Source organism: Stakelama flava (assembly GCF_019351405.1).
Classification (GTDB): domain Bacteria; phylum Pseudomonadota; class Alphaproteobacteria; order Sphingomonadales; family Sphingomonadaceae; genus Sphingomonas; species Sphingomonas flava_A.
Genome location: NZ_JAHWZX010000018.1, coordinates 14,982 through 35,439 on the forward strand (window position 1 = coordinate 14,982; position 20,458 = coordinate 35,439).

Genomic DNA, 20,458 nt, shown 5'->3' on the forward strand with positions numbered 1-20,458 from the left:
GCAGCGATAGGAACTCGTCCGCTGCGGCTCCGCCTCAAGCTCTTAAAAACGATTATTTCGGCTGCCAGTACATGAAGCCCATGCCCTCGCCCGTGCCCGCCGCCGTGCGCCAGCACGGCACATAATCGACGAGCGTCATCTCCGCCCCGGTGTGCTGCAGCGCCATCATGACGATGCTGTAGATTTTCACCTCCGACGTGCCAGACTGGTAATAACCGTCGGGAATGGCGGCGAGGCCTTCATAGTCATAGGCCGCGAGCTTGTTCATCACGTCGCGGTCGAATTCCTCGTCATTCACGAAATGCGACAGTCCACCCGACGCGATCACCGCAACGCGAATATCCTCGGGCCATGCCTCGATCGCATCGCGCAGAGCGCGGCCAAATTCGATGCAACGCGCCATCGATGGCTGGGTCGGCGGATAGAACAGGTTAAACAATACCGGCACGTGCGGCGGCGGGCTGTCGCCCATGATCTGGTGATAGACGAAGCTGTATGCGTGCGGGACCACCGGATAGCCGGGCTGTTCGCCCAACCGCTCCATCCAGACATTTTCCGGCCATTCCTGAAGATCCGCAAGATCGAACCCCTGCCCCTGAATCGTCTTCAGCAGATAGGTGGCGAACTTCGGATGGCACTTATGCACGACATGATGGTCGGGGGCATAAACCTTGCGCTGCGGCGGGCCGTTATGCACGTCTTCGCCGCTGTAGATCGCGATCGAAGGCGATATATGCGGCCAGATTTCCTTCTGATCCTTGCCCAATATGATCGCGACGTCGACATCGGCGCGCTTGTACGCCTCCGCCATTTCGTCAAGCGCCGCGCGACATTTTTTCGATCGCGCGGTGCGCTCCTCAAGCGTCAGATAGGGTTCGAACGCAGCGCCGCGCTCCTTTTCCAGCTCGGGATAGGTCCAGGTCTTGTTGCGATACCACAATTCGGGGTTGTTGCGGTCGCGTTCGCCGTTGGTAAGCCAGTCCTCGGGTGCCTGGCCGAGCATGCCGCTATGCGGAACGGCCATGCCGAATACGATCTTTGCCATGGTTGTTTCCACTCCTTGCAACGCAGTTTCTCAAATAAGCCCCGCGCCATCGCCACGCCAATTCAATACGGGCAGCGGGTGATCGCAAGGCGGATTTATCGCATTGCCGATCAGGCGGGCGCATCGGGCGCCCATTCGGGCCGCAATATGAAAAGAACCGTCGCCGCGCCAAGCGCCAGAAAGACGACGATCGCCGCCATCGGGGCAACGAAAGAACCCGTCAAGTGCAGCAGCCATCCGGTAACCAGCGGCGCGACGATGCCCGCAATCGCCACTGCGGTGTTCTGTACGCCCTTCACCCGGCCGATGATCGGCTGCGGAATCATCATCATGCTGCACAGCGCAAGGTTGTTCGCGGTCGCCAGCCCCAATCCCGAAAGCGAAACCACGTTCCAGAACAGCGCCGTCTGCACATCTTCGGCCCGCGCGCCGATCAACGTCGTCGCGGCGCAGGCGAAGCCCGCCAGAACGAACCCCTTGCGGATGGCCACCGCGCGCCCGAACCGGCGCACAAGCTCGTCCGCCGCCCATCCCGACGCGAACGCCACCAGCGCGATGCCGGCGAAGCTGGCGAAGGCATATATTCCCATCCGCTCCAGCGACAGGCCGCGCTGTTCGACCAGATAAGCGGGCATCCAGGTCATGCAGAAAAATACGAAATAATTGTAACAAAAATACACGACCAGCGTGCCGAGGATGAACCGGTTCGCGAGGATCGAAACAATCGGCGCCGACGCTTCGTGACCGCCGCGCGGCACGGCGTCGGCGCGGCGATCGGAAGGCGGCGCGTCGCGGGCGAGCGCCACCCACGGCAGCAGCCAGACAAGCCCGGTCAATCCCGTCAGCGCGAACATCCAGCGCCAGTCGAGCGCGGTGATGAACCAGGCGGCGAGCGGCGCGCTGAGCGCCGGGCCGAACTTCGTTCCCAGCGCATAGAAGCCGAGCGCGGCGCCGCTGCGATCGGGATCGAAATTGCCGCGTATCCAGCGATAGGTGCCGGGCACCACCACCGCCTCGGCCGCTCCGACGAGCAGGCGCATCACGATCAGCCCGGCAAGCGTCGTCATCAGCCCGATCATCGCCGATGCCGCGCACCACAGCGCGAAGCTGATCGCGTAAGGCCATTTCACGCCGAACCGGTCGACCACCCATCCCATCGGCATCTGCATCACCGCATAGGACCAAAAAAATGCCGAATTCACCCAGCCGCGATCGATGTCCGAAAGCGCGAAATGCGCCTTGAACGCCGGGTCCGTCAGCGCCGACGATACGCTCATCCTGTCGATGAACGCGATCAGCGCGCCCAGCGATAGGATTGCAAGCGTCGCCCAGCGCAACGCTTTGCCGTCGTTCCGATGCCCCCTGCCGGTTATGACGCGCCGCTCAGACGGCGAGTGCGGAATAGAGCTTTTGCGCGGTGCGCGAGAATATCCACTCCCGATCTTCCTCGGACAGCGTCGACAACCGGTCCTGCGCCGTCGCCTTGATCTCTTCCAGCGTGCCCGGCGAGGTCGGGAAATTCGACCCCCAGGCGAGCCGTTGCGCGCCGAACGTTTCGACGATTTTCGGGAACAGCGTTTCGGGCGTTGCCGCCCCCTTTTTCGAATCGCCCATGATGCGGGGCGTGAGCTTCAGGTAAATATTGTCGATCGGCGCGAGGTCGAACAGGCTCTGCGCATTGGCATAGGGCGGTCCGTCGGTGACATCGGGCCGACCGAGATGATCGAGGATGATGTCGACCTTCGGGAACCGCTTCGCGAGCGCAGTCACCGCCGACAGCCCGACAGGCCCGGTCTGGATGCACATCGGAATGCCCAGTTCGCTCAACGTTTCCCAGCCGGGATAAGCGCGTGGATCGTCCAGTTCGCTTGGATCGAACTCCTTGGTCGATCCGCCGGTGAAGACGCGCAAGCCCTTAAGCCCCCTGTCGACCCATTCGCGGATCGTCGCGGGAGCGTCAGGCGCGAGCATGTCCACCGACCCCACCGCGACAAGGCGGTCGGGATAGGCGTTGCAGGCATCGACGACATAGCTGTTGTCGAAGCCGTAGGTGGTCGACGAATGCACCACTGCCGCCTTGGCGACGCCCGCATCGTCCATCGCGGCGATCAGCGATTCCACCGTCGATGGCCGTTCCCGCGACCAGTCGGAACGTTTGCCGAACAACGGCGCCGGCGGATAACGGCTCTCGTCGTCCGAAATAACATGTGGATGAACGTCGATATAATTGGTCACGCCTGCCCCTCCGGCACCGCTGTTTTTCCTACGTCTTACTAAGACTATTTGCCCTGCGCCTTCAGCCGCGCATCAAGACGCGGATAGACGCGTCGGGCATTGCCCTCGAATATCTTGGCGCGGTCGGCGTCGCTCAGGTCGAGCGAGTCGACATAGCGTTTGGTATCGTCGAAATATTGTCCGGTATCGGGGTCCTTGCCGCGCACCGCGCCAATCATTTCCGAACCGAACAGGACATTATCCACGGGAACCACGTCGGCAAGCAACGCCACGCCCGGCGCATGATAGACGCAGGTGTCGAAGAAGACGTTTTCGAGCAGCCCTTCCAGCGGTCGATCCATCATTTCCAGCGACATGCCGCGATACCGGCCCCAGTGATACGGCACCGCCCCACCGCCATGCGGGATGACCAGGCGAAGTTCCGGGAAATCCTTGAAAAGATCGGACTGGAGAATCTGCATGAACACCGAGGTATCGGCGTTGATGTAATGCGCGCCCGTTCCGTGAAAATTGGGATTGCAGGACGCGGCGACGTGAATCATCCCCGGCACGTCTAGTTCGCACATCGCCTCGAACAGCGGATACCACTCCTTGTCGGTGAACGGCTTTCCGGTCCAATAGCCGCCGGTCGGGTCGGGATTGATGTTGCAGCCGACGAACCCGAGCTCCTCGACGCAGCGGCGAAGCTCGGGCACGCTGTTCTTCGGCGGCGCGGCGGGCGATTGTGGCAGCATGCACACCGGCACGAAATTGTCGGGGTAAAGCTCCGTGACGCGATGGACGAGATCGTTGGAGACCGCGGCCCATTCGAGGCTTGTCCGCTCATTGCCGAGATGATGGCTCATCAGCCCCGCGATCGGCGAAAACAGCGTCAGGTCGCCGCCGCGTTCCTGTTGCAGCTTGAGCTGGCCGTCCTCTATCCCCTCGCGAATCTGGTCGTCGCTTACGAACGCTTCCTCGCGGGTCGGACCCTCGGCGGGATTGTCCGCCGCCGCCACCTGACGTTGGCGCCATTTGCGAAAATGCTGGGGAACGGTCGTGAAGTGACCATGGCAATCGATAATCATCCAATTCTCCAGTCGCGGGACAAACGCCGCGCTATTGCGTTGAACAGCCGGCTGCGGCTTCGGCTCGCGTGGGGGCGGTCTGTGGATCGACGAACAATTCCCCAATTGACATCCGCTTCGGCGTCAGTCCCTGTGTAAAAGCCGTCTGCTCCAGCGCTTGGATTGTCGGCCGGTTTTCCTCAATGCCGTAGGGCAACGGATCGGGACCGACGATTTCCTGAAGCTTGCGGTATTTGTCCGCCTGCTTGCCTGTCGCGGCGCCGGAGTTGAGCGTTTCGAGCCACTCCTCCTTCGCTTGGGTGAAGGCATCATTTAACGAGCGCGCGATCCACGGGTGCTTGGCCAGCACCTCGTCCTTTACAACAATCGTCCCGTGCATCGGATAGACACCGGTGCGGGCGTAATATTCCGCCTCCACCTTGGCGGCATTGGGAATAAGGTCAGGATAGGCGCTGGTGTCGACTTCCTGCCACCCGCCGGTGGGCGAGCCGGTCCGGCCGATGCCGGCAGCGGCCTCAACCCCCGCCTGCAGGTCTCCGTCAGCGATCATGTCGGCGAGCGAACGCCCTTCCGGTGCATGGCGGACATTGGGCGGCAGCTTGAGCTGGGTAACGTGCTCCTCGTCGTCGACGACCCAGTTCACCTTGTCATTATCCATACCATATTCGTCGATGAACACCTGACGAATCCACACGCCGGTGGTCACCGAATAGGCGCGAACGCCGACGGTTTTGCCTTCAAGGTCCTTCGGTGTCCTGATACCGGCGTCGGGGCGGACCAGCATGCCACCGTGATGAAAGCGCCGGACGACAAAGATCGGCAGCGCGACGAACGGATATCCGTAAGCGCGCGCGATGATGTAGGTGGTGGGCGCCAGTTCGCAGACATCGAATTCAAGATCGCGGACCATCCGGCGGAATGCCCCGATCTGAGGTTTTACGGTAATGAACTCGGCGTCGACCCCGTCGATCGGGATCGATCCATCCCGAATACGCGATGTATGCGGATGTTCGGCAATCGCGAGTTTGAGATGCACTTTGTCGGCCACAATCCCTCCAGAACATGTTGCGGGCCAGCCGGCCACCGGCCTGCGGTTTGCCTCCAAAGCAAGCGGCCGGACGAGGTTTAAGTCAACGGCGCCCCCTACGAACAATGAGCCCTACACATAGAATTTATATGTCCCTACGGGCGCTGCATTGTTCCGCTACGGACTATTCAACATGGCATATTGATAAATTGATCGGGGGCATAAGTTTAGCGCAAGCGCTCAACGCGAAGGCGGGATAGATCCAACATCTAGGCTGATGAGACTGCATATTTCCGGTAACTTATCGCATTGCCCCGCTATAGGTTTTGCAATATTGCTCGCACGCGAGAGGATATAAAAACCATGAAAGACAATGTTCGACAGCGAGCGGATGCCATTAGCCTTCGACAGCTTCGTCTCTTCAAGTCTATCGGGGAATTGAAAAGTGTCCGTCGCGCTTCGGATGTGTGTGGGCTGTCTCAACCGGCGGTGACCCAGGCACTTGCGAAGATGGAACGACAAATTGGCGCTATGCTAGTTGATCGCGGGGTGGGCGGCAGTTTTCTCAACGAACTTGGAGAAATTTTTCATGCGCGGGTCCAACGCTGCTTTGCGCAGATCGAAGAGGCCGTTATCGCCAACGGCCTCACTCCCGGACAGGACGAGGCTGGCGCGATCGTCAATCGGCTGACCCGATCACAATTGCGAACCCTTATCAGCATTATTGAACATGGCTCGTTCGAGGGCGGCGCCGATGCATTGGGCATTTCGCCTGCGTCGCTTCAGCGTGCGTCGCGCGATCTCGAATCCAACGTAAAGCTCTCGCTTTTTTATCGTACCGCTGCCGGGCTGCTGGTCACGCCCGCCGGCGCCGAGTTCGGGCGGCGCATCAAGCTCGCCCTGCAGGAAATTATCTGGGGCATCGAGGAAATAGACGCGATGCGCGGCGAAACGAGTCGCCAAATCGTGATCGGCGCGATGCCTTTCGGAGGAAGCGTGCTGCTCGCCTCTGTACTGGACGAGTTTTTACAGCTGCACCCAAAAGCGGACATCCGTATCGTAAGCGACAGCGCCGCTGAGATGGCGAAAAGCCTGCGCGCAGGCGATGTCGACCTGATGATCGGTCTGCTTCCCGAATTGGACGGCGATGACCTTGCCAGCGAGGCGCTGGCGAACACACCCTATTCGGTCGTGGCACGTCGGGCACACCCGCTGGCGCGAAAGGGATTTCTTTCGCTCGACGACCTCGCCGAATGCGACTGGATCGTAGGTGAAACCGGGTCCAGCAGGCGCAGATGTTTCGAGGGATTGTTTGCCGAACAGCATGCCCCCCAAACCCGCATCGCAACCTGCGTTACTCCGGTCATACGACTATTGCTCGAAAGCAGCGATCGTCTCACCCTGATGACGACATTTGAACTGCAATATGCCGGGGATAGCTTGCGTTCACTTCCATATGGACCGGTGCTGCCCGTGCCGTCGATCGGTGTCACCCGGCGGTCCAATTGGCTACCCACGCGATTGCACACCGACTTTATAGATATTTTGCGCTCCCACGTTGCTGAGGTTGGACGTGACGGGGAAATGCGCCGGGCGGGCTGATCAAAGCATACCGGACAGGTCTGATCCTATCTTATGCGGGGCAGAACGAATGGTTGGTGCCGATCAAGGATTGGTAGCGAAGCGGCAGGAGTATAATCGCCATGCCCACCACTACCATGCGCAAGTTCGTTATTCAGACCCCCGACGGAACCTGCCCGATCTATCTCCACATGGGGACCAGCGCCAACAACAACGCCCTTCCGGCGATTATCATGTATATGGACGGGCCGGGCATACGTCCGGCGATTCATGAAATTGCCGCCAGGTTGGCCGGTGAGGGGTATGCAGTTGCGCTGCCCGATCTGTTCTATCGCGGCGGCGCCTATGAGCCAGTTCATGTGAAAGCGGTCTGGAACGACCCTGAGCGGAAGGCGGCACATCGGGCCAATTTCATGGAAACTGCTACGCCGTCAGGCGTGATGGCTGACACGAAAGAACTGATAGCCGCGCTCGACAGGATCGAGGAAATCGACGCTTCGCGCATTGGCGTCGTCGGCTATTGCATGGGCGGAAGGCTCGCACTCGTTGCCGCGGCAACCTTTCCCGATCGCGTCGCGGTCGCAGCATCCTATCATGGCGGGGGACTGGCCACGACCAAGCCGGACAGTCCCCACTTGCTCGCTTATCGGATTCGCGGCCGGATTTACGTTGCAGGCGCCATGGCAGACAGCAATTTCAACGACGAGCAAAAGTCTGTGCTGGAAACCGCTCTCACTAATGCCGGTGTTGCGCATGTAGTAGAGACCTACCCAGCAAAACATGGCTGGGTACCACGCGACATGCCTGCGCACGACGCCGAACAGGCGGAGCGCCATTGGCAAACGTTGGTTCCGCTGATGGACAACGTCCTCCAATCACAAGCGTGAAGAGATGCCGATGAAACAGCGGTCGGGCGAGGAAGTCACTGATCGCGAACGTCAGGTCGCCGAAGCGATTTCAGACAATGCAGACCACGCTTCCCCGGTGAAGCGTACGAACACCGTGTCTCATCATTCCCCCAATTATAGGACCGTAGCGCTTATCATCGCGTGCGGCCTCTTCATGCAAAATCTGGACGCGACAGTACTCGCGACCGCGTTGCCGACCATGGCTCAGGGATTCGGCGTTTCTCCCGCAGGAATAAGTCTTGCGCTCACATCCTATCTGCTGGCCTTGGCAATCTTCATTCCTGCGTCGGGTGTGGTCGCCGACAAGTTCGGCCCGCGACAAACGTTTCAGTCGGCGATAGCCGTCTTCCTTGTCGGATCGGTGGCCTGTGCGCTGTCCCCCACGCTTTCAATGCTTGTCGCTGCGCGTTTCCTGCAGGGAGTTGGCGGCGCAATGATGGTGCCGGTGGGACGACTCGTATTGCTCCGGTCGGTGGAAAAGCGCGATTTGGTATCGGCGGTATCCTGGCTCGCCATGCCGGCCATGATTGGACCGATTCTGGGGCCACCAGTCGGCGGTTTCATCGTTACCTATCTCCATTGGAGCTGGATATTCTGGATCAACGTCCCGATGGGGTTGTTCGGCATTTTCATGGTCGGCCGCTTCGTTCCGAATATCCGATCCGAAGAGGCCAGCCCGTTCGATGTGCCGGGATTCCTTCTATCGGGCGCCGGGTTGGGAGCAGTGCTGTTTGGACTGGAACTCGTCAGTCGTCCCGGTCATGGTCAGGTTGCTGCATCGCTGCTCCTGATTGGCGCGATGAGCCTTTGCGGCTATGTTGCGCATGCCCGCCGGGTGGAACGCCCCATCCTCGACCTCAAACTGTTGCGAGTGAAGTCCTTTCGGCTTTCGGTTGTGGGAGGCACACTTTTGCGCATTACCCATGGCGCCAATCCCTTCCTCCTCCCCATGTTGATGCAACTCGCTTTCGGTCTGAGCGCGGCAGCTAGCGGCATGGTAACGGTTTCCACTGCTGTCGGAGCCTTTGCTATGAAAAGCGTGGTCCGCCGCCTGTTGAGGCTGTGGGGATTCAGGAACAGCCTGTCCGCAATCGGGCTTATGTCGCCGCTTACATTCGCGGCGATCGGTTTAATACGCCCATCCTGGCCCTGGCCGGCGATCATCGCTCTGCTGATGTTCTACGGATTCCTGACGTCGCTGCAATTTTCTGCGCTGAACACCATCGTTTACGATGAAGTGCCCCAAGAACAGCTGAGCAGAGCCACCAGCTTCTATTCGACGGTACAGCAGCTATCAATGTCACTGGGCGTGGTGTCAGGGGCCGGTATTTTGACCCTCTCCATGAACCTTAACGGGCATACCGAACCGCAGTTCGGGGATTTTTCAATGGCCATGTGGGGCGTCGCGACCATCGGAGTCTTGGCAATCTTTGCAAATCTTCGCTTCGACCCCGATGCCGGAGCAGAAATGGCGGGACGTTCTCGGCGCGATCAACCTTAATTCCCAGTTTTTCAACGACAGCCGAACTGCTTAGGCCGTAAAGCCATAAAAGTTGCCGCCATCTCAGCCCCATGCCAGACCTTTCCGCGATGAAGGAGGTCAGATGACTGAAACGCCATTCGTGGAGCGCAGGTTCGAGCTTGATGGCAGTGAATTGGTCGTTTGCTTTTTCACGCATCAAAGGCGCCTGGAAGCGAGTTCCAATGCCGTTATCTCATAGGATGGCCGGAACGAGAGGTTCGCCGGTATACGTGCGGCCTGGATGGGCTCCAAGCCCTCATGCTGGCCATCGCATCGTCCATACCGAGCTTATCAAGAGTGATGCGTATAAGGCCGGACGCCTTACTTGGTGCGATCAGGCCGATCTCGACCTTCCGCCCACTTGGGGTGAGGGATCGCTATATGACCCGCCACCACAGCCATAAGCCTTTCAATCCCGCTTAGATTCTGATTCAGGGCCGGCATGAGCCGATATGACCTGACCGACTTTGAGTGGCGCGTGATCGAGCCGCTGTTGCCCAATAAGCCGAGGGGCGTGCCGCGTGTCGATGACCGGCGCGGTATGAACGGAATATTCTGGGTGCTGCGATCAGGCGCTCCATGGCGCGATCTACCCGAACGCTACGGTCCACGAACCACCTGCTACAATCGCTTCGTGCGATGGCGGAAAGCGGGCGTATGGGATCAGATGATGACATAGCGCACCATCGTCCGGTCCGCGCCCAGCACCGCGCAGGCACGACGCTGGCTCACCTCGAAGACCTTCTGGAGATGAGCCACCGCCTGCCGTCTGGCACCGGGCGCTAGAATTTTTTGCGCTGATCTCCTTGAGCATGGCGTTGTCGAGCATCGAGTCCGCCAGCAGCTTCTTCAGCCGCTCGTTCTCCTGCTCCAGCTGACGCAGGCGCCTCGCCTCGGAGACCTCCAGCCCGCCATATTTCGACTTCCATTTGTAGAAGGTCGCCGAGCTGATCCCGTGGCGGCGGCAGACATCCGCCGTCGGCATCCCAGCTTCCTGCTCCTTCAAAACAGCGATGATCTGCTCCTCGCTGAACCTGCTCCGCTTCATCTCGTCCGTACTCCTTCTCGAGGGCCGGACTCTACCTATCAATGAAGGAAATCTAGGGGCTCAGACCAGGCGAACGGATTGGAGAAATGCCTTTTGGTATACGTCGAGCGACACCGCTGGCCACGTCGCCTGATGCGTTGCTGTTGTTGCGCGCGAGCGAGCAAGCTTCGCCCAGAATGGAACCAGCCTGGCAGTCCCGGCAAACTGACTGTCAGCTGCGCTACCTATGGTTGCTATCGCCTTCGCCAGATCGCGACGTTTCTCGATGGCCTTGTATCGATAATCGTCGTCTTCCTGCCAAATCAGCTCCCCAAGTTCGGCCTTGATGCCTTCGATAAGCGCAAGCTGTTCGAGAAAGACCGATTTCGCATCCGCCATGATCGTTCTCCTTAGCCCGACGCTATAAGACGCATCACGGACTTCTACCGAATATTTGCTTCTAGGGCCGGGACTGGCCCGGCCCTTCAGGCATCACAGAAACTTGTTAGGAATATAGCAGGGCATCGAGTCTTCCCACAGACTGTCGGTAATCAGCCGCTTGTTCGATCCATCTGCATCCATCACCATAATCTGACCATAAGGCTGGAAGGTGAAGTCATAGATTGCAGCTTCATCGCGAAATCCATACATTCCGGTGGAGTATGCGATCCGTCCGTCATAGGTCCAAATCGAATGTCCGTCATTCGCCCCGGTTTCTGTCAGCGCCTGGAAATCGCTGCCATCGGGACGGATTGTGCAAACATGGTAATTGGCTTTGCCATATTCGCGCGTAAACGTAATTCGTTCGCCATCGGGCGACCAAGACGGCAGATTATCGATCTCGGTCGTCAGGACGCGCACCTCCTTCGTGTCGACATCAACAATGCGCAGCCCCCAATTGTCCTGTTCCCAAACGCGGTAAACGACCGATTTGCCGTCAGCCGAATAGCTTGGAAACCCGACCTGCTCGGTACCATCGGTTAAATCCTCGCTGTAGGATCCGTCCGACTTGGCTCGCATGATCTTCGATTTTCCCTTCGAGCGTGCGTCGAACCAAGCGCCGATCCCAAACGCTATCCATTGTTCATCGGGCGACCAACTCGGTTGGAATGCGCCTGCCAGGCCCTTTTTGTTCTGGATCGGATCTAGTCCAGCTTTCGATGCATCAAACACAAGAAATTTGTCGCTGCCGTCAGGTTTGCAAGTGACGACGGACGAGCAGCCTTGCTGCTTTTCCGTGATGCATACGCGCCCGTTACGCGACAGCACCGGAAATACGTCGGTATGGCGATATTCCCACTCGTCATCCCAGCTGTAGAGTGGGTCGCCCTGCCCGCGAAAGGTAAAGTCCACCTTTTCATAGATGACCTTGCTGCCATCCGCAGACCAGCACGGCGACCGTAACTGGCGAAGCACCGGATCTCGCCCATCGGTATAGTACAGCCCGGTGGGGACGTCCTTTTGCACCCATGCCGCGTCGGTTGCTCGCATATTCGGTCCGCCGCCGCCGGCTTTGATGTAATAAGCGACGGTTCCGTCCGGTAGGTATTGCGGCGCCAGTTTCAAATCCGGACCCCTGGTATGATCGGTGCGATCCTTGCCGGTTTCGAAATCCACTGAAACGATTTGCGATTCGACACGCCCAATCCATTCGGGACGGCGGGCACCCCAGGTAGCTTCGCGATCCATGGCGTAAAAAACGATGCGCTTGCCGTCCGGCGACCATTTGGGGGAGCCGAAACACATATTCCTCTCGCCGTGAAGCTTGCGAACGTCCGAACCGTCCTTGCGCATGACGTAGATCGAAAGTTCCTGGGTATGCTCCCAACCATGTCCGTCTCCATGGCCATACCATGCGGTGTCCCTGTCGGACGAAAACGCGATCCATTCACCATCTGGCGACCAGGCCGGTCGAAAACTCCCCGATGGGCTGTCGTCAATCTGATCGTTGCGCTTTACATGACCATGCGTCAGCTTCCGTCTTTCGCCGGAAGCCAGGTCAACGACCCATATATTCGCGGTGTAGCCATCCTCGGTGGAAACATAAGCCCCCGTCATGCCATCAGGTGAAAGTACCAAAGCGTCTTCCACGTGCAGCGTTTCCACTACCGGCTGAACGTCGCTGCCATCGGGCCGGCAACGAAAAATATCCGCTTGGCCGTCGCCGTTGCGTTCACTGGTGAAGGTGATCCACTCGCCGTCAGGCGAGAAACTGCCGTGACAATCAAAGCTCGGCTCGTCGAAAAGCGGACGCTCGTCACTGCCGTCGGCGTTCGCAATGAAAAGCTGCGAACGAGACGGGCCGATGCGGTTTATCAATAAAATGCCTTTTTTCCCCTTGGCAATCGGCTTTTTCACAATCGCGTCCGTCACTTTTAGTCTCCTTATCAACCGAGATTGACTTGCTTGCGCAAAGCCAGAGCTTATCGCTGGCCCAGCCGCTCACCTTGCGCTGCTGCCGCATCGACGAGAGCAGCACTGTTTTGGGCATGATAGCCTTGTCCTTCAGGCCCCAAATCGCCCAAGACCATATTCAGATTGTTGATCGCTCGTCGGATCAGCGCTTGGCGTTCAGGGTCCCCCTTGCCCAAGCAGGCCAAGCCGGAACGAATTGCAGAAAGCACAGGCTCTTCGCAAAGCGCGCGATCGCGGCCGCTGTTCGTCAGTGCGAAAGCCCGCCAGCCGTTGCCCTGCGCATCTCGCCTCCCCCGTAGACCCCGATACCAATGAGCATGTCGCCGCATAACATTTTCCAGATCGTGACAGTTGAGATATGTTTTAGATATAACTTACTGTCAATCCTATCTGCGGTGCCGAACACTTCTTCACGCTGCGCAATTATCCGAAATTTGGCCAAGCCCCCGCGCCAGAAACGCGCTCTTGACGAGACCAAAGTGCTATCAGCTTCATGCTTGGTGGCCGATACACTTCTTTGCAGAAGTTATCGCTTGGCAAGCCATGCCGATCACCACTTTCCTCGAGCCGTATCTATCGTTGCGACGACTTGGCTATTCGGCGATCCGTTCGGCCAATGCCAGCGGGCGGCCTTACTACCGCCAATGCGCGAACAGGATGAAAGCCCTCAACACGAAGGGCTGCATCTCGAAGGGAGAGTACCTGATGAAGCGATTTTCGATTGTCGCCCGATTTGTGCTGTTTACCGGCGCCGGCCTGTCCGCACTGGCCGCCGGCACAGCGAGCGCCCAGACGACGAACCAAACTCCATTGCCGGCTGAGAACGCGCCTTCCAGTGCATCGCCCAATGCGCCACAACCAAGCGAGGTAACGCAAACCCAGCAGGCAATCCCGCCTTCAAACAACGATATTGTTGTGACGGCACAAAAGCGGGACGAGAATGCGCAAGATGTGCCAATCGCTATCACGGCGCTCGACACGAAATCGCTCATTTCCGCTGGCGTAACAGGTACTGAGGATCTTAAGGCTGCAATCCCATCGCTAAACGTAACCACCGCCATCGGAGGCGTGGGACTGCCTAGAATTCGCGGCATCGGTGCAACGGGTCAAGGGCCGGGCATTGAGAACCCGGTGGCAGTATATGTCGATGGCGTGTACTACGCCGCTCAGTTCGGCATCCTCCAATCGCTTTTCGATACGCAGCAGGTTACAGTCCTTAAAGGGCCACAAGGCACGCTTTTCGGCAGAAACGCGACCGGCGGCCTTATCCAGATCACTACGCGCGGGCCGGACTTCACTCCAACAGCTTCGGCGCGTTTCGGTTATGGAAATTATGACACCGTCAGTTCGGCGGCCTATATATCCCTGCCGATCAGCAACTCGTTGGCGTTCAGCGTCTCGGGCCAATATGAAAATCAGGGTGAGGGCTACGGCAAGAACCTCTATACCGGCAACGATGTCCAAACACATCGCAACTGGGCAATGCGTGGGAAGCTGCTTTGGGAACCTACGGACGCTACCAAGGTGCTGCTTGAGGGCGATTTTAACGGAAATAACGCTGTAGATCCGGCGTTCATCAATTTCGGAAGCAACACGTTGGGGCAAAACGTGCCTTCGTTCATCGAAAGCATGGGTGGCGATCCGCAGCGAGACATTTATGCCGATGTAGACCCGATCAGCCGAGCACGAGGCGGCGGCGTGGCGCTGACGGTCGAGCACGACTTTGGCGGCGTATCGTTGAAATCGATCAGTGCTTGGCGTCGTTCCAGCCTGCGATCCTATTTCGATCCCGACGGCAGTGCAGTCCCATATATCGTGATCGACAATCGTTATCGCGACGAACAATATACTCAGGAAATCAATTTGGTTTCCGATGGAGATGGACCGTTCAAATGGGTACTGGGCGGCTTCTACATGCATGACAAGGCGGGGCAGGAACCATTTTCTCGTACGACGGGCATCTATGTATTCGGCAACAATGGTTACGCTGACGAGGTAAACAGCAGTACGCTGGACTCGGTGGCGGCGTTCGCCGACGGCACATATGCGATCGATGATTCGACCAACATTACCGCGGGACTGCGCTTCACCTACGATGATAGGGATTATAGCGCTTACGAAGTTTCCTATAACGGCAACATACCGGGCTCAACACCGGTACAGTCCGATACCCAAACGGGCGATGATACATTTCAACGCGTAACCTGGCGTGTGTCGGTTGATCATCGCTTTTCGCCCGAACTGATGACTTATGTCAGCTATAACAGAGGTTTTCGTTCGGGCGCCTACGTGCTGGGGCAACTGCCGCCGCCCGAACTCAGCCCGGAGATCGTCGATCAGTTCGAAGCTGGTTTCAAATCGGATTTGTTCGACCGTCGCCTGCGTTTCAACATGTCAGGATTTTACATCGACCAGTCCAGCATCCAGGTGATGCAGATCGTTTCGGGCGTTCAAAACATCTACAATGCGAACGGCGCAGAAATCTGGGGCGCGGACGCAGATTTCAACCTGAGCATCACGGACGATTTCACCCTGTTCGGCGGCGCAAGCTACACGCATGCGCGTTACAAGGGGTTCACGAACGCGATATTCTCAGTTCCCTATCCGCTCCCTGCCGGCTTCGTCATTCCGGCAGGCCAGACATGCCAGGGAACATTCGGCAATCCTTATGCGCAGGTCGGCGGCAACTGCTTGCTTATTGGTGACGCATCCGGAAACAAGCTTCAGAATACGCCCACGTTTACGGCGAGCGCAGGTGCCAACTATGATATCGAAACCGGCATCGGACGTTTCACATTGTCCGGCAATTTCTATCACAATAGTGGTTTTGTCGGCACGCCTGATGAGCGTGTAGTGCAAGCAGCCTATAACTTGCTCAACGCTTCGGTGACCTGGCATCTCGATGACAAGGTCTACATCACAGCGTGGGGGCGCAATCTGACCGACGAATTCTATCGCTCCCAAATCGGGGCGAGCAACAGCGGCGACAATGGCTATTCTGGCCCACCGCGAACCTATGGCGTCAATATCGGCTTTGATTTTTGATCGTTGTTATGGCCAAAACGGCGCTGCAACGACCAGTCAAGGTGCAGCGCCGTCATCTTTACCGAGGAATGACGATGTTCAAAAGGTTTGCAGGTACCCACCTGGTAGCATTTATTCTGCTCGCGGTCCCAACGGCTTCGGCAATCGGCCAGACCAAGCTGCAGCATTCGCCCGAAGAGCCGGTCGTTTCAGTAACGCTGCTTGGCACGGCTGGAGGGCCGCCTCCCCACATAAACGAGTCTCAACCCGCAACTCTGCTTCGCGCAGGCGGCAAAACCTACCTTATCGACAGTGGCGAGAATGTTGGTCAGCAACTGGTACGGGCGGGGTCATCACCGCGCGCGGTCAACGTAACGTTTCTGACCCATTTGCATTGGGACCACGTTCTTGGCCTCGGCTATCTTATGGCAAGCGGATGGATGCTCGGTCGTCAAACACCGATGCCGATTTGGGGGCCGCCTGGAACCAGTGAATATGTTTCACGCGAACTTGCCGCGCTACAGATCGGTGAGGATATCTTTCGTCCGCAGGCGCCCGGACGCCCACCACTTGCCAGCATGTTTCCCGTTCATGAGGCAAATGTTGGCTCTGCGCAGCAAATCTACGACGATGGAACGGTTCGCGTGCTTGCAGTGGCCAATACCCATTACGCACAGCAACACGCCGAGCCCCACTCTTATGGGGTAGACAAGTCTTATTCTTATCGCTTCGAAACGGCGAAGGGCTCGGTAACGATTACAGGCGATACAGGCCCTTCGGAAGCGGTCGAAAGACTCGCGAAGGGAAGCGACATCCTGGTTTCGGAAATCTGTGATTTCGACAGCATCAAGCGCGCGGTGCTCAGGGCAACTCCGAACGCGAATGTCGATGCGCTGCTCGAACATCTCCATTCCCAACATTTAAGTGCCCGTGAGGTCGGCAAGCTGGCGCAAAGTGCCGGCGTAAAAACGCTGGTGCTAACGCATTATGTAATCGGTCCTGATTTCGATCCGGACGACTTCACAGCGCAAATCCGCCCTTATTTTCCTCACGGAAAAATCATCGTGGGCCGCGATCTTGTTCAAGTTGCCCTCGACGGCGATGCATCGGCGATCGAATCAACACCTTAACTTACAGGGTGGGTGCTGGTGTTGCGCGCATCGTGATAGATATTGATGGTTCCGCCGCCTCGGTTTTCACCGCGCAGTTCACGTTTCTTGAACCATGTTCCAAGAAACGAAATTAGCGCTCTGACTTTGCGTGGCACGTTCCCGCCCGGCGCAAAGGCGGCATATAATGGTGCATCCTCAAGCTGTTGCGAAGGAAGAACCTGATGCAGGTACCCTTCACGTAAATCAAACTCCGCAACCCGCCTGGGAATAAGCGCGATCCCCAAACCTCTCGCCGCGGCAGTGCACAAGGTGAAATAGCTATTGGAAGCAAATCGGACCGGCTGTTGCAGGGTAACCCGACTGCCATCATGAAAAGTCCAATGTGCTTCGTTGAGTTTTGTCAGAAAGTCATGTCCGGCTAGGTCCGCAATAGCGGCGGGCTCGCCGCGCGCCTCGAGATACTCTGGTGTTGCTACGAGAACATATTCAATTCCGCCGATTTTCTTTACGATCACATCGGAATCGCGAACGCGACGCGGCTGGATGCAGACATCGAAGCCTCGACTGAGAAATTCATGGGGGTTGAGAGAAATCTCGCCGACATGAAGCTGAATGGTGATTTCAGGATATTCGATGCAGAAATCCACTGCCGCGTCGGAGATATCAAAGTTACCCACCCATTTGGGACAAACGATGGAGATATTGCCCTCTATATTGTCCTTCAGCGCAATAATCTCGTTCTCACCTGTGCGCAGATCAGCAAGGACATGCTTGCAAATTTCATAGTAGCGGGCGCCGGCCTCTGAAGGCGCCACCGACCGTGTAGTACGGTTCAGCAAGCGGACGCCGAAATGCTCTTCAAGATCCGTCACGTGACGAGACACCAATGCCCGGGAAATGCCCAGGTCCTCCGCCGCAGCGGTGAAACTCCGGTAATCCACCACCTTCATAAAGGTGGCCATCGTAATCAGCCTGTCCATTCAACAAACTCTCCGCCAACGGTTGTTTTTCGTTTTTATAGGACGCTCGATACCACACTGTCCGTGCCGGAGCGCGACAACATGCAATCGTCCAGTGATCGGAATCGCAACGGTCATCATTGATCATCCATCTTGAACACTGAGTTGAGCGTTCGCTGATTGCCCGCGCATGATCTGCCCTGCATGTCCTATATCCGGCGTCTGCTAGGGCGAGCCGGTTCAACGAGGCGTTGCAAGTGGGAAGAGGATAATGACAGCACCAAGTTTGCAGGACGGAATCGACAAGGCGGGTTCGCCGATGAAGCTTCTTTGGAAGCCTAATCCGCCGACCCAGACCGTTCCCAAGGTGGAGCCCGAATTTTCGGGCTGGGAAAAGGAACAGCACGCCTATCGCGATGCTGTGATCCTTTATGACCTGTGTCATCACATGAACGACCTTTTTATCGAGGGACCGGACGCGATGAAGCTGCTGACCGCGGTCAGCGCCAATGATTACGAGAAATTCGTGATCGGTCAGGCCAAGCAGTTCGTGCCCGTAACCCGCAACGGCGACATCGTCACCGACGGCATCCTGATGCGGATGGCCGACAACAAATTCCTGCTTAGCGGCGTCCCAGCCTCTCAAAACTGGGTGCGTTACTACGGCCAGCGCGACGGCTATGACGTCGGCTTCGTCGCGAACGCCGATTCCCACAACCGCCGCGACGGTCCCCCTGCCCTGTTCCGCTATCAGCTTCAGGGCCCCAAGGCGATGGCGATGATGGAACGCCTGCTGGGCACCACACCGCCGGATGTGAAGTTCTTCCATTCCGAGGAAGTGACGATCGGCGGCCGCAAGCTGCGCGCTTTCCGGCACGGCATGGCCGGCCAGCCGGGCTTCGAACTGCTCGGCGACTGGGAAGACAATGACGCGGTGAAGCAGGCGATCCTCGACGTCGGCGAAGGCTTCGGCCTCGTTCAGGTCGGCGGCCTCGCCTATTACACCAATGGCATCGAGAGCGGCTGGATTCCGACGCCGACGCCCGGCATCTATACCGATCCCGAGCTGGAGGATTATCGCAAGTTCGTGCCGCTCTTCTCCTATGAAGGGCAGAAGCCGCTTCATGGCAGCTTCTATTCGGACAATATCGAGGATTATTACGTCTCGCCCTATGAGCTGGGCTATGGCCGCTCGATCAAGTTCAACCATGACTTTATCGGTCGCGAATCGCTGGAAAAGGCGAAGGACAGCTATCGCCGCACCCGCGTGACCTTCGTGTTCAATCCCGACGACGTGAAGAAGGTGCTTGGCGATCCCGGCTATCTGCTGCGCTATCCGCGCGACCGGGTGGAGGTGAACGGCGAGATGGTGGGCCTGTCGATGTACACGGCCAATTTCCCCGATGACGGCACGCTGCTGTCGCTCGGCCTGATCGACAAGGCGCATGCCGCGCCGGGCACCGAAGTGGAGATCGTCTTCGGCGAACATCCCGGTCCCGAAGCACCGGCGGATTTCCACCGCTCGCTGCCGCGCATCCGCGCGAAGGTCCAGCCCTCGCCCTATGATCAGGTTGCGCGTACCAGCTATCGCGGCTGATTGACGCAACCCTGCACGCGAAGAAAAGGGCCGCTTCCCACATCGGGGAGCGGCCCTTTTCTTGACTTGCGACTGAATTAGGCGGTGAGCGCCTGAGCCGCCTTGATCGTATTGCCGAGCAGGCAGGCGATGGTCATCGGACCGACGCCGCCGGGAACGGGCGTCACCACGCCGGCATGGTCCATCTCGTCGGCGGCGGCATCGCCAACCAGCCGCGTCCTGCCGTCCTCGCTCGTGACGCGAGTGATGCCGACATCGATCACTACCGCGCCCGGCTTCACCCAGTCGCCGCGCACCAGCCGCGGCGCCCCGGCGGCGACCACCACGATATCCGCCTTTCGCACGATCGACGCCAGATCGACGGTGTGGATATGCGTCACCGTCACCGTGCATTCGCGCTCGAGCAGCAGCAACGCCACCGGCTTTCCCACGATGTTCGATTTGCCGATCACCACCGCCTGCCTGCCCCGGAACTCGGACACCACCTCGTCGAGCAGCATCATGCAGCCGAGCGGCGTGCACGGAACCAGCCCGCCGCCCCCGGTCGACAGCCGCCCGACATTGACCGGGTGGAACCCGTCGACATCCTTATCCGGGTCGATAGCGTTCAGAACCTTGTCCGCGCTGATTTGTTCGGGCAGCGGCAACTGAACGAGAATGCCGTGAACCGCCGCATCGCTGTTTAGCCGCGCGATCAGCGCCAGCAGTTCAGCCTCCCCGGTCTCCGCCGGTAGTCGGTGCTCGAACGAGCGGATACCGACCTGTTTCGCCTTGGCCAGCTTGCGGCGGACATAGACCTCGCTCGGCGGGTCCTCGCCGACCAGGATCACCGCCAGCCCGGGCACCACGCCCCTTTCGGCGCGCATCCGCTCGACCTGCGCCGTGACACGGTGGCACAGGCGCTGCGCCACGACGTCGCCGCGTAATATATCGGCCATA

The 20,458-nt window shown here is 58.4% G+C and carries 16 protein-coding genes and 2 pseudogenes; 8 read left to right on the forward strand and 10 right to left on the reverse strand.

The features are described 5' to 3' along the window. Positions 1 to 52: 52 nt before the first annotated feature. From KY084_RS14725 to KY084_RS14745, 5 genes are all read right to left on the reverse strand, one after another. Positions 53 to 1,045: a DODA-type extradiol aromatic ring-opening family dioxygenase gene (locus KY084_RS14725; protein ID WP_219239243.1), complete on the reverse strand. Its 993-nt coding sequence runs from the start codon at positions 1,043 to 1,045 to the stop codon at positions 53 to 55. Positions 1,046 to 1,155: 110 nt separating this feature from the next. Then, positions 1,156 to 2,382 (reverse strand): MFS transporter, encoded by a 1,227-nt coding sequence (locus KY084_RS14730; RefSeq protein ID WP_246587222.1) that lies wholly within the window; start codon positions 2,380 to 2,382, stop codon positions 1,156 to 1,158. 46 nt (positions 2,383 to 2,428) lie between these two features. After that, entirely contained in the window at positions 2,429 to 3,280 is an 852-nt protein-coding gene (locus tag KY084_RS14735) for an amidohydrolase family protein (protein WP_219239244.1), read from the reverse strand. A gap of 44 nt (positions 3,281 to 3,324) precedes the next feature. Continuing rightward, positions 3,325 to 4,347, reverse strand: coding sequence for an amidohydrolase family protein (locus KY084_RS14740; RefSeq protein ID WP_219239245.1), 1,023 nt, complete (start codon positions 4,345 to 4,347; stop codon positions 3,325 to 3,327). A 31-nt stretch (positions 4,348 to 4,378) separates the two neighbouring features. Continuing rightward, a complete protein-coding gene (locus KY084_RS14745; RefSeq protein ID WP_343228037.1) occupies positions 4,379 to 5,431 on the reverse strand; it encodes a PhnD/SsuA/transferrin family substrate-binding protein in 1,053 nt (350 codons plus the stop codon). Between the two features lie 306 nt (positions 5,432 to 5,737). On the opposite strand from KY084_RS14745, the gene KY084_RS14750 reads away from it, so the two are divergent. The 5 genes and pseudogenes from KY084_RS14750 to KY084_RS14765 form a co-directional block, all read left to right on the forward strand. Continuing rightward, positions 5,738 to 6,976 (forward strand): LysR substrate-binding domain-containing protein, encoded by a 1,239-nt coding sequence (locus KY084_RS14750; RefSeq protein ID WP_219239246.1) that lies wholly within the window; start codon positions 5,738 to 5,740, stop codon positions 6,974 to 6,976. A gap of 101 nt (positions 6,977 to 7,077) precedes the next feature. After that, positions 7,078 to 7,842 carry a dienelactone hydrolase family protein gene (locus KY084_RS14755; RefSeq protein ID WP_219239247.1) on the forward strand — a complete coding sequence of 255 codons (765 nt, stop codon included), beginning with the start codon at positions 7,078 to 7,080 and terminating at the stop codon, positions 7,840 to 7,842. A gap of 10 nt (positions 7,843 to 7,852) precedes the next feature. After that, positions 7,853 to 9,364 carry an MFS transporter gene (locus KY084_RS14760; RefSeq protein ID WP_219239248.1) on the forward strand — a complete coding sequence of 504 codons (1,512 nt, stop codon included), beginning with the start codon at positions 7,853 to 7,855 and terminating at the stop codon, positions 9,362 to 9,364. A gap of 162 nt (positions 9,365 to 9,526) precedes the next feature. Further along, the gene (locus KY084_RS16815; protein WP_425516743.1) at positions 9,527 to 9,808 is read left to right on the forward strand and encodes a DUF6968 family protein; all 282 of its coding nucleotides are present in this window, start codon (positions 9,527 to 9,529) and stop codon (positions 9,806 to 9,808) included. 19 nt (positions 9,809 to 9,827) lie between these two features. Then, positions 9,828 to 10,055: pseudogene (locus KY084_RS14765) on the forward strand (transposase); the annotation flags it as partial. Between the two features lie 5 nt (positions 10,056 to 10,060). On the opposite strand, the pseudogene KY084_RS14770 reads toward KY084_RS14765, so the two are convergent. From KY084_RS14770 to KY084_RS14780, 3 genes and pseudogenes are all read right to left on the reverse strand, one after another. Further along, positions 10,061 to 10,433 (reverse strand): annotated as a pseudogene (locus KY084_RS14770) (transposase); the annotation flags it as partial. Positions 10,434 to 10,493: 60 nt separating this feature from the next. Continuing rightward, positions 10,494 to 10,811: a hypothetical protein gene (locus KY084_RS14775; protein WP_219239249.1), complete on the reverse strand. Its 318-nt coding sequence runs from the start codon at positions 10,809 to 10,811 to the stop codon at positions 10,494 to 10,496. Between the two features lie 93 nt (positions 10,812 to 10,904). Beyond that, positions 10,905 to 12,785: a hypothetical protein gene (locus tag KY084_RS14780; protein WP_219239250.1), complete on the reverse strand. Its 1,881-nt coding sequence runs from the start codon at positions 12,783 to 12,785 to the stop codon at positions 10,905 to 10,907. A 585-nt stretch (positions 12,786 to 13,370) separates the two neighbouring features. On the opposite strand from KY084_RS14780, the gene KY084_RS14785 reads away from it, so the two are divergent. Beyond that, positions 13,371 to 15,872, forward strand: coding sequence for a TonB-dependent receptor (locus tag KY084_RS14785; protein WP_219239251.1), 2,502 nt, complete (start codon positions 13,371 to 13,373; stop codon positions 15,870 to 15,872). An 8-nt stretch (positions 15,873 to 15,880) separates the two neighbouring features. Beyond that, positions 15,881 to 16,981, forward strand: a complete 1,101-nt coding sequence (locus KY084_RS14790) for an MBL fold metallo-hydrolase (protein WP_219239252.1) — start codon at positions 15,881 to 15,883, stop codon at positions 16,979 to 16,981. Here KY084_RS14790 and KY084_RS14795 read toward each other — a convergent pair. Then, positions 16,978 to 17,943 (reverse strand): LysR family transcriptional regulator, encoded by a 966-nt coding sequence (locus KY084_RS14795; RefSeq protein ID WP_219239253.1) that lies wholly within the window; start codon positions 17,941 to 17,943, stop codon positions 16,978 to 16,980. The genes KY084_RS14790 and KY084_RS14795 overlap by 4 nt on opposite strands. Positions 17,944 to 18,193: 250 nt before the next feature. On the opposite strand from KY084_RS14795, the gene KY084_RS14800 reads away from it, so the two are divergent. Further along, positions 18,194 to 19,519 carry an aminomethyl transferase family protein gene (locus tag KY084_RS14800; protein WP_219239254.1) on the forward strand — a complete coding sequence of 442 codons (1,326 nt, stop codon included), beginning with the start codon at positions 18,194 to 18,196 and terminating at the stop codon, positions 19,517 to 19,519. Between the two features lie 77 nt (positions 19,520 to 19,596). On the opposite strand, the gene KY084_RS14805 is transcribed toward KY084_RS14800, so the two are convergent. Further along, on the reverse strand, positions 19,597 to 20,457 hold the full coding sequence (locus KY084_RS14805) for a bifunctional 5,10-methylenetetrahydrofolate dehydrogenase/5,10-methenyltetrahydrofolate cyclohydrolase (protein ID WP_219239255.1): 861 nt from the start codon (positions 20,455 to 20,457) through the stop codon (positions 19,597 to 19,599). Position 20,458 lies beyond the last annotated feature (1 nt).